Raw genomic sequence first — 12,746 nt, 5'->3', positions numbered from 1 at the left:
TATAAAAACAGAATTAAATAATACCTTTACAAAGAAATATATTTTTTGGCAATATTAACACTATGAACCGAATTGATTTAGCAAATCTTATTTTTGAGAAGCTCAGGAGTGAAAAAGAAGCGCTTAAGTTTCAATTTCGAAACTCAGATTCCGGCATTGGTTATTTGATCGTAGATGATTTATTGCCTGAGGAAATTGCCGTGAAAATTGCTAAAGTTTTCCCTGAAGCCAGTCAGATGGTGCTAAAGAAAAGCCTGCGTGAAAATAAATATGTTGCCGCTCAAATGGATCTTTATAATCCATTGCTTGAAGAAATCATTTTTGCTTTTCAGGACAAAAGAGTAGTGGAAATCATAGGTGAAATCTGCGATGTTAAACATCCGATTCCCGATGAAAATTTGTATGCCGGCGGTATTTCAATGATGGGAAAAAAGCAGTTTCTTAATCCGCATTTAGACAATTCGCATGATAAGGACCGCAATCTGTGGCGTGTGCTCAATTTGTTGTATTATGTGACGCCCAATTGGGAAGAAGCATACGGTGGCAATTTAGAGCTTTGGCCCAATGGATTAGAGCAGCAACAGATTACCATTCACAGCAAATTCAACCGATTGGCCATAATGGAAACCCATTGTGGTTCGCTGCATTCCGTTTCTCCTGTGGTTCACAGTGATTATCGTCGTTGTGTTTCCAATTATTATTTTGCCCATTCCCCATTGTTGGATTCAGACCGGTTTCACGTGACTTCTTTCCGTGGCAGACCGGAAAATAAAATGGCCGATTTAGTTCTGAGAGCCGATACTTTTTTGAGAATGACATTGCGAAAAGTGTTCAAAAAAGGCATCAAGGAAAATCCGCATGTATACAAGAAAAACAATTAACTTGAGTTCCTTCCTAAAGAAATATCGTTATCATTTATTCATTATTTTGGTGGGTTTGTGCTGTCTGGAAACCCTGAATTTCCTATTGCAGTTGGGCAAACAGACATTGGTTTATCCCGATTGTGATAATTACCTCGAGTCGGCACAAAAAATGTATCACAAATTTACCGGACATTATTACCGGCCGATGGTAATGGCTTTCATTACGGGTATTCCATACCTTTTCGGAAGTTCTGATGCCGGGATTTTCCAATGGAGTTTGTTTGTCAATATATTCTGCTGGCTGGGAACATCAATACTGCTGTTTGAAATTGCCAAGCATTTTGTCAAAGAGAAAATCGCTTTTTGGTTTGCCATTCTTCCGTTTTTTTTATTGGGAAATATCATTTGGAATTTCCACATTCTGACGGAAAACATCTTTGTGTTTTTTATCATGCTGGCTTTTTATTTATTGTTCCAATATTATAAAACGCAACAATTCTGGTTTCTCTCATTGGCCTTGACTTTACTGTTGTCAAGCATGTTGATTAAACCCGGAGCGAAGTTTTTTGCCATTATCATGACTTTGTTTTTTTTCAGGGAAATTTTCAGGAATTACAAGGATAAAAGCATGGTTTTCATTTATGGAAGCTTGCTGATGATTGTTATACAGGTCGTGGGAATGCGTGTGCAATATGGTGATTTTACTATCAGTTATATAGACGGCGTGACGTATCACAATTATATCTGCAGCAAGGCGGAATGTTTTAAGAATGGCAAGGAATACAGTCAGATGAACAATCCAAGGGCAGAATATTTGTTTGGTTTACCTTTTACCGAACAGAAAAGAGTGGCATCGGAAGACATCAAAAACCAGATTACGACTAATTTTCCAAATTTTGTCAAAGCCTATTTTGATGATGTAAAAGAGAATGCCATATCTGGGAATGGCTGTATTGAAGATTTAAAAAACCATGCAAACAGAAGCCACTTTGCGTTTTGGAAATCGTTGGTTTTTGATATCACCAAATGGCAGAACCGTTTGTTTACTTTGTTGGCCGTTTTGCTTTCTGCCTACTTTTTACTAAAGTATTACAAAAAAGAAAAACTATACTTTTTTATAGCATTTTTTATAGTCTATATTATTGTGCTGTCGGGCGTATCTTGTGGTCAGGGCGATAGATTTCACCTAGTGACTTTCCCTTTTGCCATCTTGCTTTTGGCTAAGTTTTTAACTGATAGGAATTGGATTAAACCGTCTTCTGAACCACTTCAAAAATAGTATTGTCTTCGCATTTCAAAGTTTTCGACGGGAATTTCATAATCACCGCATAATCGTGTGTGGACATAATTACCGTTTTACCATTTTCATTGATTTTTTTCAATACGGCCAATACTTCCGCACTGGTTTGCGGGTCAAGGTTTCCGGTTGGTTCATCAGCCAAAATCAATTCAGGGTCATTCAATAAAGCTCTGGCAATCGCTACTCTTTGTTGCTCACCGCCCGAAAGTTGGTGTGGCATTTTTTGCGCAATGCCTCTCAAACCTACTTTTTCCAACACTTCATCAATTTTATTCTGCATGGAAGCTGCGTCAGTCCAGCCGGTGGCCTTTAAAACGAAAAGCAAATTTTCATTGATGCTTCGGTCCGGCAACAATAAAAAGTCCTGAAAAACGATGCCCAGTTTTCTTCTCAAAAACGGAATCTGATCTTCTTTCAGGTTGTTCAAATCATAACCTACGATGTTGCCCTGGCCTTCGGTAAGTGCCAAATCAGCGTAAAGGGTTTTCATAAAACTACTTTTACCTGTACCTGTTTTACCGATAATATAAAGGAATTCACCTTCTTTAACTTCCAGATTAACCTGTGATAAAATCACTTTCTTTTCCTGATAGATAGTTACGTTTTTTAAAGATAAAACTGTTTGTGACATGAGTAATTTGGTTTATTGGGTAAAAATAGTAAATAATAATCCTAATTCGCAAATCCTAAAAGAGAATAGAATATAGAGAATAGAAAATAGATTTTCTTTTTTGATCCGAGCTTCTTTTCTCTATTTTCTTTACTCTTTTCTCTCAAAAGAAATTGTTTAAAAGAATGTTTATAATAAATGGCATGGTTTTCCCGTTATAGAGTATAGAGTAATAATTTTGGATAAGTAAAAATAAAAACCATGCGTAGAGTTTTAATGTTATGTTTTCTGCTGTCCATAGCAGGAATACCAGCGGTTTCAGCCCAACAATCTGCTATTTATACCCATAATTTAACCGATTTTGACAAGGCTATTTTATTGTATAAAGACAAGCAGTACCAATCGGCACAAATCCTTTTTGAAAAAGTAAAGCAAGACACTAAAGCAGAAGATGTTTTAGCGGACTGTGCTTATTATATCGGTATTTGTGCGATTCACTTGAATCAGAATAATGCTGACGAATTGATGGAGAAATTTGTTGCGGATTACCCAACGAGTTCAAAACAAAATCAGGCTTATATTGAAGTGGCACAATACTATTTCGAACAAGGTAAATTTCCACAGGCCTTGCAGTATTTTGACAAAGTGGATGAAAGCGCCCTGACCTACGAGCAAAGTGAAAAATTCACCTTCCAAAAAGGATATGCTTATTTCACCTCAGGCGACAAAAAACAAGCGGCAGAGTATCTGAAAAAAGTAGTGAATTCTAAGGAATATGGCACACAAGCCAATTACTACTTAGGATTTATGGAGTACGAAGGTAACAATTATCAGGAAGCCAATAAGTATTTCAAAGAGGTTGAAGACGAAGAGAAATACAAAGAGAAATTGTCTTATTTCAAAGCCGATATGGCTTTCAAGGAAGGCAATTTTCAAAAAGCGATTGATGCCGGACTCACTGCAATGCCAAAATCAAATGCTTCTGAGAAATCGGAACTGAATAAAATCATCGGTGAGAGTTATTTCAACTTAAAGCAATATGACAAGGCTTTGCCTTATCTAAAAGAATACCGAGGCAAAAAAGGCAAATGGAGCAATACCGATTATTACCAATTAGGTTATGCTTACTATATGCAGAAAGACTATGAAAATGCGATTACGCAATTCAATAAAATCATTGATGGTAAAGACTTTGTAGCACAAAACGGTTACTATCACTTGGGTGAATGTTATTTCAAAACCGATAAAAAGCAACAGGCATTAAATGCCTTCAAAAGCGCTTCAGAAATGGATTTTGACAAACAAATCCAGGAAGATGCCCATTTGAATTACGCCAAATTGAGTTATGAAATTGGAAATTCGTACCAAAGTGTTCCGGATGTATTGTCATCGTTTTTGGCTAAATATCCGAATTCACCAAGCAAAGCCGAAATCGAAACCTTATTGATCAATTCTTATATCACTTCGAAAAACTATAAAGATGCGTTGACCTTATTGGAAAAAAACAATACTGAAGCCAACAAACCGGCCTACCAAAAAGTGACGTTCTACCGCGGAATCGAATTGTATACCGATGGGAATTACAAGGATGCATTAGCGATGTTTAAAAAATCAATCGCGATGCCACGAAATGAGAAATTTACCGCCAGAGCAACTTTCTGGAAAGGCGAAACCGAATATGTTTTGGATAATTTCAACGAATCGTTATTGAGCTTCAAACAGTTTACGAGTTACGCATCTGCGAAAGAAACCCCGGAAAACAAAAACATCAATTACAATATTGCCTATGCTTATTTCAAGCAAAAGGAATACGAACAGGCCGGAAATTATTTCCAAAGTTATGTTGATGGAAACAAGGACGACAAAGTGCGTTTGAATGATGCTTACCTGCGTTTGGGTGATTCCCGTTTTGTAACGTCCAAATATTGGCCGGCGATGGATGCTTATAACAAAGCCATCGAAATGAAAGCCATCGATGCCGATTATGCGGCATTCCAAAAAGCGTTGAGCTATGGTTTTGTTTCCCGTAATGACAAAAAAATAGAAGACTTCAATAAGTTTCTGCAAAACTTCAAAACGTCTAAATACCGTGATGATGCTTTGTTCGAATTGGGAAATACCTACGTAACCGAAAACAAAACGGATATGGCGGTAAAAACCTATGACCAATTGTTGAGTGAATTCAAAAACGGTTCTTTTGCCGCCAAAGCGATTCTGCGTCAGGGATTGGTATATTACAACTCACAGAAAGATGAATCGGCCTTAATCAAATTCAAAAAAGTGGCAGCTGAGTATCCGAATACGCCGGAAGCCTTGGAAGCAGTTGCCACGGCGCGTTTGATTTATATGGATAAAGGAAGGGTTGATGAATATGCTTCCTGGGTGAGAACGTTGGATTTTGTGGAAGTGTCTGATGCCGATTTGGATAATGATACTTACGAAGCGGCTGAAAAACAATATCTGCAAAACAATACCAAACAGGCAATTTCAGCTTTGAGTGGTTATGTTTCTAAATTCCCGAATGGAATCCACGCTTTGAAAGCCAATTTCTATTTGGCACAATCTTATTATGCCGATGGCTTGGAAGCGAGTTCAATTCCGAATTATGAATATGTGATTGGCAGACAAAGAAATGAGTTTACCGAACAATCGTTAGCGCGTTTGGCTGAAATCCATTTGAAAAAAGATGATTATACCAAAGCCGCTCCAATCCTGAAACGTTTGGAAACCGAAGCCGATTTTCCACAAAACGTAACTTTTGCACAAGCCAATCTGATGCGTGCGTATTATGATCAAAAAGATTATGCCAACGCAGTGGTTTATGCTGATAAGGTTTTGGCGAATCCAAAAACAGATAACAAAGTAAAAAGTGATGCACAGATTATCGTGGCGCGTTCTGCCATTCAGGTGAATGATGAACCTAAAGCCAGAGCGGCTTACGCCAAATTGTTAACTATTGCCAAAGGGGAATTAGCTGCTGAAGCCTTGTATTATGATGCCTATTTCAAAAACAAAGACGGCAAATATGAGGATTCGAATAAAACGGTTCAGAAACTGGCTAAAGACTATTCGGGGTATAAATATTTTGGTGCCAAAGGGTTGATAGTAATGGCCAAAAACTATTACCAAATGAAAGACAATTTCAGCGCGACTTCCATCCTGGACAGCGTAATTAAAAACTTTGCTTCTTATACCGATGTCGTAGCCGAAGCACAAACCGAATTGGATTTTATCAAAGGCGAAGCGGCCAAAACGAATTCATCAATAGAGAAATAATATGAAAAAGACATTTCAATATACAATAGCCACAGTTTTAGTTTTGGCAGGTTTTCAAGAAACCCTGGCCCAAAAGAAAGACGACAATATAGGTACGGAAGTCGTAAACGTAGTGAAGCCTTATACGCCAACGATTTCTGATGCGTTTAAGGTAAAAGAAACGCCAACACTGGATGATGAAGAAACTTTGAAAAAGGAAAACATCAAATACAATATCTTTTCGTTTCCGGTAGCATCGACTTTTGCACCGGCCAAAGGGAAAGCAGCTAGCGTAGACAAATCACCACAGGAGAAAATTTTCAGCAACTATGTGACCCTGGCCGCCGGAAATTATGGCACCGCCAATGCAGAATTATTTGTTACCCAGGAGATCAGCAATACCGATTATTTTGGTGGCATGTTGCGTCACAATTCCACTCAGGGCGGAATTGATGAAGTGGTTTTGGATGATAAGTTTATGAATACGGCGCTGGATGTGACTTATGGCAGCAGAACCAAGTCGATGACCTGGAATGCCGATTTGGGTTACAAACACCAAATCTACAATTGGTACGGGATTTATCCGAATACTTTAACTGATGCAACCATTGAAACCATAGATGAGAAACAAACGTATCAGACTTTATATGTAGGCGGAAGATTGGGATTGGGTGATGTTTTAAAGGAAAGCTCGATTAAATTCACCCGTTTTTGGGATGCCAAAGGTTCTGCAGAAAATCGTTTCGTAGCCAAACCATCATTGGAATTTGACATAGTGGAACAAAAAATTAAAACCGACTTTTTGGTTGATTATATCAGCGGTTCTTTTGAAAAAGACATCAATGGAAATGAAGGCTATAAATATGGTTTTGCCAATTTTGCTTTCCAGCCAAGCATTAAAATCAAAAGAGACGATTTAACAGTGAATGCCGGAGTAGGTTTCTATTACAGTGCGGCACAGGAAGAAGGCGAAAGCAAATTCTTTATCTATCCACAAATCACCGGTTCGTATAGAGTTGTAGGTGATTTGATGATTTTCTACGCCGGAATCGAAGGTGGTTTAAAACAAAACTCTTACCACGATTTTGTTCAGGAGAATTTCTTTGTATCGCCAACGTTAATTGTTGCGCCAACCGATCAGCAGTATGATATCTATGCCGGATTAAAAGGAAAACTGGCCAATAGCGTAAGCTATAACATTCGCGGTTCTTATATGAATGAAGATAACAAAGCCTTTTTCAAAAGCAACGGTTATGAAGAGTTGATTGGTTTTGAAGGATACCAATATGGCAATTCCTTTAAAGTAGTTTATGACAAATTAAAAACCATCAGTTTCTTTGGAGAATTGAAAGCCGATTTTTCCAGAAATGTGACTTTTGGTGTTAACGGAACTTTCAGCAGTTATTCAACCAGTGTCGAACCAGAAGCCTGGAATTTGCCAAGTATCAATATCGGCGCCAGTTTGGATGTCAATATTACACCAAAATTATATGCCGGAACCAATTTGTTTTTCGTAGGCGAAAGAAAAGATTTTGCGCATTATGCGGCTACTTTTCCAGTTCCAGCGGATGATACCATTACTTTGGAAAGCTATTTCGATTTGAATGCCCATGTGGGTTACAAATTCAATGAGCGTTTCTCATTTTTCTTAAAAGGAAACAATTTGGCCAATAAGAATTACGAGCGTTGGATGAACTATCCGGTACAAGGATTACAGGTCATGGCCGGCGCAAATTATAAATTTGATTTTTAAAATATATTTCACCTAAAACAATCCTGTAGAGCTATCTTTGCTTTGCAGGATTTTTTATTTCCAATACAGATGACTTTAAAGCAACAAATACTCAATCGCTATAAGGAATTAATCCAGGACCGAATTGATGTTTTTCAGGACATGATTTCAGGGTTGACGGTTGATGCGCAAAACGATGCCAAAGGTTCGGCTGGTGACAAACACGAAACAGCTTTGTCGATGATGCATTTGGAACAGGAAAAACTCAACCATAAGCTTAAGGAAATCCTCGAGCAGAAAAGTATTCTTGACAAAATTGATGCTTCAGCAGTTCACCAGAAAGTAGCTTTGGGCAGTTTGGTTCAAACCAATGAATTGTTGCTTTTTATCAGTGCGGCTCTGCCTAAAATCACTTTTGACGGGAAAACCATATTTGCGCTTTCACCACAATCGCCTTTGGGAAGTCAGTTGATGGGAAATCCAATTGGATATGAGTTTGAACTTCAGGGAAAAAAATACCTGATCAAAAACATCGAATAGCTTAAAAAATCACTTTCTTTTGGTCATAAGGAATACCTTTGATTTGGTATAAATCCAATATGCTGTTGAAAAAGAAATCCAGGCCTATCTTTTGCGTTTGGCGTGATTTCAAATTCGAAATAACCTTAGGATACTTGGCTGCAAATTGATTCGAATACCAAACAATCATCGCCGGATTCTCACTGGCTTTGTTCGGTTGGGCATGAAGCCATAAATTGTCTTCACCCAATATTTCTCCGTGATCTGACAAATAAATAACCAGTGTATTTGCGTTTTGTTTTTCCGCAATCCTGATGGTTTCATTGACGAAATGATCCATGTATAAAATAGTATTGTCATAGGAATTGATCATTTCTGCTGTTGTGTTCGACGGAATGTGTTTGCTTTTAATTACCGGTTTGAAAGTCCTGAAAGCATCCGGATATCGGGTTTCATACCACCAATGGCTTCCCATCATGTGCAAAGTGGTGAATTGGTTTTGATGAGGTTTGAATACGGTTTCAAAAACCGGTAGTATTTTTTCATCATAATCTTTCTGAAAACTCAATTCGGAATGCAGCGGATCAATGATTTTATGGAATTGCGATTGCTCAATAAAGACCTCATAGCTTTTTTCGGGAGTTTGGTTGCCAATCCAATTGGTTTGGATATTGGCATGATTCAAAACCTCGATTAAGGAATATTTGGCCTGGCTGTAATCATCGGTTAATGTGGCATTGGTTAATATTTGAGGAACACTGATGGCGGTATAAGTCAGCGGTGTATAGGCCTTTGGAAAACTGATGATATTGTCTCTTTTGGATAATAACGGCGTTGTGTTTCTTTCGTAGCCATTCAATTGAAGATGATCAGCCCTGATGCTTTCGCCTAATATAAATATCACGTTTAAACTATCGACATTGGTTTTCAGCGAAGTGTTTATCGGTTTTAAGGCGAGGCTGTTTTGTTCGAAATAATCCTGTGTTGCAATGATAACATTATAAGGCAATCTTCGGTTGAAGGTTCCAAATCGGTAATTTTCCACAAAAGAGTAACTCGCGATACCGATGATGGCCAATAGAATCAAAGGTGATTTGAGTGGATTGACTTTTACCTTACTGTACAATCGAAGTACCAGGAAAATAACTGCTATCGAAACCAGGACATAAAAGATAAACGGAAGGCTTATTAAATCGAGAGCAATATCTGGTTTAGTTTCCAATGTCACCTGAATGATGCTGTGTGTGATGGCAATGTCCTGCGAGTAAACCCAATAGCCTACAATGGAGAACAAAAAGAATACTATCGGAAACCCAATCCGGAACACAAATTTATTTAGGCTTAAGACATATAAAAAACCAAAGACGGAAAACTGCAGCGCCAAAAAATGAGCTAAATAAAATCCGAAATCACTAAACTTATATACCGGCAAATGATAATAGGAAGCAAAAGTGACAAAGATGGCAAAGACCAAATTCAAAAAGAGATGAAAAAGTAGCTGCGTTTTATATTTTTTTATAACCTCCATTGAGTATTGGTAAATATTTATTGATGATAAAAAAGCCCGGAATCAGTAATAGTATCTGCAAAATGGCATATAAAAAGCGCTCCCATTCGGAAAAGTTGAAATCACTTTGTCCCAAAAGATACAAAAGAACAAATTTGATAAAGCTCATCGCAACCAATTGCAAAGCTAAGATGGTCAGGGAAAATTTTCCGATAAAGCCTAAAAACCTAAACACGGGAAAGGCTTTAAAAAAGAATAGCAAAAACAAACTTCCCGAAATGCCAATGAGCAAAAAGTAAGCTGCGTTTCCATAAACCGCTCGATACATGTCGATTTTGATATTACAATTGTATAATCCAAAATTGAGTAATCCCATTGCTAAAGCCAATAGGATGCTTGTTTTTTTTGATATGGAGTTTATTTTTTTAAAGCTGTAAAAACCAAAAGCATAAAAAGCCAAAGCCACCATCGCAATGTTAATGCTCCAAGGCAAGTTTATCCTAGTGAATTGGGAATACACAAAACCTCCGGCAATGGTTAGGAGCAAAGCGGTATAAAAGAGATAGGTGTTCTTTAATTTTTGGAGCAAATAAAAAATCAGGAAAGTCATGAATATGGCCGGTAGAAACCACATTGGAATGCCCCAATCCATATAAGGCCTGTCGCCTTGAGCATAAAAGATACCAATGAAATTTTTCAACGGAGATAAATTCAATTGGACACTTTCGCCAAACTTGCTGGTGACAAAAAACCAAAAAATGTACAACAACAAACTCCAAATAAAATAGGGAATGATTATGGTTGAAAGTCTTTTCGTTAAATCCTTTAGCTGTGGTGCTTTCGGATGGAAAAAACCCGAAATCATAATGAATAAAGGCATATGAAAACCGTAGATGTATTTTTCATTGAAAGGAAAGTTGTGTGCATACACGACCAAAAAGATGGTGATTCCTTTCACTTGGTCAACCCAGTTTATTCTATTGTTGGATATTTCCTTTTTTATAAAACCGCTATTGCTCATCGGAAAAGTAATCTTTAACTTGATTCCACCAAATATAGAATAATGTTTTCAGATAGTTTAAACCAATAGGACAAATCACATTATAGGTATTTGGAATGGCCTGAATTTTATAGATTTTCACTTAAACGCAGTGTTTTTTCAATTTAAACTTTTATAAATGCGTTTAATTTCTATTTTAAGTTATAAATTAAAACTAATTTAATGTTTTTGGTTTTCGCATTAAAATGAATATGGCATTTTTGCTTTATCAAATGAAATAAAAGAATACGATTATGTGCGGAATATTAGCCATTATAGGAAAAGGAAAAGACGAGCAACTGGTGAAGCAACTTTCAAAAAGAATGTCTCACCGCGGTCCGGATGAAAGTGATATTCATGTTACGGAAAACGGACATATATTAAGTCACGAACGTTTATCAATTATAGATTTGCATTCGGGAAGACAACCCATTCAAGGTTGTTCAACGGCCTGGATGGTTCACAATGGAGAAATCTACAACCATCAGGAATTAAGAGACACGATTTTAAAAGATCATGTGTTCCGTTCTAAATCGGATTCGGAAGTGATTGTACATTTATATGAAAAATTTGGTTATGATTTTGTTCACCTGTTGGATGGCGATTTCGCTTTCGTAGTAATCGATGGCGATGATTACATTGCGGGTCGCGATCCACTAGGAGTGAAGCCGTTATATTATGGTATGGATGAAAGAGGCAGAATGTATTTTGCTTCCGAGATGAAACCGATTGCCGATCAATGCAAAACGTTTTCGACTTTTCCTCCGGGACATTATTATACTGCAGAAACCGGTTTTGTAAAATACTATACTCCGGAATACGAAGATTATACCACTTGCGATGCTGAGGTTGATTATACTGCAATTAGAGAATCATTAACCGAAGCCACACGCAAAAGACTAATGAGTGATGTGCCGATTGGCGTATTGCTTTCAGGAGGATTGGATTCTTCACTGACATCATCTATCGCAGCGCGTTTGTTGAAAGAAAAAGGAAAAGAACTGCATTCTTTTTCAATTGGATTGGATGCTGAGGCTCCGGATGCCAAAGCCGCCCGTAAAGTAGCTGAGTTTTTAGGGACTAAACACCACGAAATTCATTTTACTATCGAGCAAGGTATTGAGATTTTGGATAAATTGATTTGGCATCTGGAAACCTATGATGTAACTTCGGTAAGAGCCAGCACACCAATGTATTTCCTTTCAAAAGCGATTACCGATATGGGTATCAAAGTAGTGCTTTCGGGAGAAGGAGCCGATGAGGTTTTCGGAGGTTATCTGTACTTCAGAAATGCACCAAGCACTGAAGATTTTACCAAGGAAACCATCGAAAGAGTACAAAAGTTATTTACTGCCGATTTATTGCGTGCCGATAAATCAACCATGGCACACGGATTAGAAGCTCGTGTACCGTTTTTGGACAAGGCTTTCCTGGATGTGGCGATGAAAATCAAAGGCGAAGAAAAACAGCCTAAGACCTATGACGGAAAAGAAAAATACATTTTGAGAAAAGCCTTTGATACACCGGATCAGCCTTATCTTCCAAGCGAAGTATTATGGCGCCAGAAAGAGCAATTTTCGGATGGCGTGGGTTACAACTGGATTGACACCTTAATTGAATACTGTTCGTCTCAGGTAACTGATGAACAAATGGAAAAAGCAGCAACGCTTTTCCCATACAATACCCCGGCGACGAAAGAAGCCTATTTTTACAGAACTATTTTCCATAAATATTATCCACAGGTCAGTGCAGCCCAAACCGTCCGCAAATGGATACCAAAATGGCAGGAAAATCAAGATCCAAGCGGACGAGCCAACTCGGCTCACGTCCAGGCAGATGTTGAAATAGCAAAACCAAACGTAACCGTTTGAGTTTAGATTGAAGTTTAGTTTGTTTGTTAAAGAACGTCCGTCATTTTTGG

The 12,746-nt window shown here is 37.8% G+C and carries 10 protein-coding genes; 6 read left to right on the top strand and 4 right to left on the bottom strand.

The annotated features are described in order from the left end of the window. The first annotated feature begins 62 nt into the window (after window positions 1-62). Window positions 63-881, top strand: a complete 819-nt coding sequence (locus tag P1K33_RS13910) for a 2OG-Fe(II) oxygenase (protein WP_284653598.1) — start codon at window positions 63-65, stop codon at window positions 879-881. 1 nt (window position 882) lies between these two features. Next, complete coding sequence (locus P1K33_RS13905) at window positions 883-2,142, top strand: ArnT family glycosyltransferase (protein ID WP_284653597.1); 1,260 nt, start codon at window positions 883-885, stop codon at window positions 2,140-2,142. On the opposite strand, the gene P1K33_RS13900 is transcribed toward P1K33_RS13905, so the two are convergent. Further along, a complete protein-coding gene (locus P1K33_RS13900; protein WP_284653596.1) occupies window positions 2,111-2,794 on the bottom strand; it encodes a cell division ATP-binding protein FtsE in 684 nt (227 codons plus the stop codon). The genes P1K33_RS13905 and P1K33_RS13900 overlap by 32 nt on opposite strands. Before the next feature lie 240 nt (window positions 2,795-3,034). Between P1K33_RS13900 and P1K33_RS13895 the strand changes: the two genes are divergently transcribed. From P1K33_RS13895 to P1K33_RS13885, 3 genes are all read left to right on the top strand, one after another. Continuing rightward, the gene (locus P1K33_RS13895; protein ID WP_284653595.1) at window positions 3,035-6,049 is read left to right on the top strand and encodes a tetratricopeptide repeat protein; all 3,015 of its coding nucleotides are present in this window, start codon (window positions 3,035-3,037) and stop codon (window positions 6,047-6,049) included. Between the two features lies 1 nt (window position 6,050). Then, complete coding sequence (locus tag P1K33_RS13890; RefSeq protein ID WP_284653594.1) at window positions 6,051-7,781, top strand: porin family protein; 1,731 nt, start codon at window positions 6,051-6,053, stop codon at window positions 7,779-7,781. A gap of 69 nt (window positions 7,782-7,850) precedes the next feature. Beyond that, the gene (locus P1K33_RS13885) at window positions 7,851-8,300 is read left to right on the top strand and encodes a hypothetical protein (protein ID WP_284653593.1); all 450 of its coding nucleotides are present in this window, start codon (window positions 7,851-7,853) and stop codon (window positions 8,298-8,300) included. Between the two features lies 1 nt (window position 8,301). On the opposite strand, the gene P1K33_RS13880 is transcribed toward P1K33_RS13885, so the two are convergent. Genes P1K33_RS13880 through P1K33_RS13870 form a run of 3 tightly spaced genes read right to left on the bottom strand, consistent with a single transcriptional unit; the run spans window position 8,302 to window position 10,928 of the window. Then, the gene (locus P1K33_RS13880; RefSeq protein WP_284653592.1) at window positions 8,302-9,807 is read right to left on the bottom strand and encodes a phosphoethanolamine transferase; all 1,506 of its coding nucleotides are present in this window, start codon (window positions 9,805-9,807) and stop codon (window positions 8,302-8,304) included. Beyond that, window positions 9,785-10,807, bottom strand: a complete 1,023-nt coding sequence (locus P1K33_RS13875) for an acyltransferase family protein (protein WP_284653591.1) — start codon at window positions 10,805-10,807, stop codon at window positions 9,785-9,787. Before P1K33_RS13875 ends, P1K33_RS13880 begins: the two co-directional genes overlap by 23 nt. Continuing rightward, complete coding sequence (locus tag P1K33_RS13870; RefSeq protein ID WP_284653590.1) at window positions 10,797-10,928, bottom strand: hypothetical protein; 132 nt, start codon at window positions 10,926-10,928, stop codon at window positions 10,797-10,799. Before P1K33_RS13870 ends, P1K33_RS13875 begins: the two co-directional genes overlap by 11 nt. 151 nt (window positions 10,929-11,079) lie before the next feature. Between P1K33_RS13870 and asnB the strand changes: the two genes are divergently transcribed. After that, entirely contained in the window at window positions 11,080-12,696 is a 1,617-nt protein-coding gene (gene asnB / locus P1K33_RS13865) for an asparagine synthase B (RefSeq protein ID WP_284653589.1), read from the top strand. Window positions 12,697-12,746: the final 50 nt, after the last annotated feature.

The sequence above is a fragment of the Flavobacterium terrisoli genome (assembly GCF_030167905.1).
Taxonomy (GTDB): domain Bacteria; phylum Bacteroidota; class Bacteroidia; order Flavobacteriales; family Flavobacteriaceae; genus Flavobacterium; species Flavobacterium terrisoli.
This window is presented reverse-complemented; position numbering and strand designations above follow the sequence as displayed.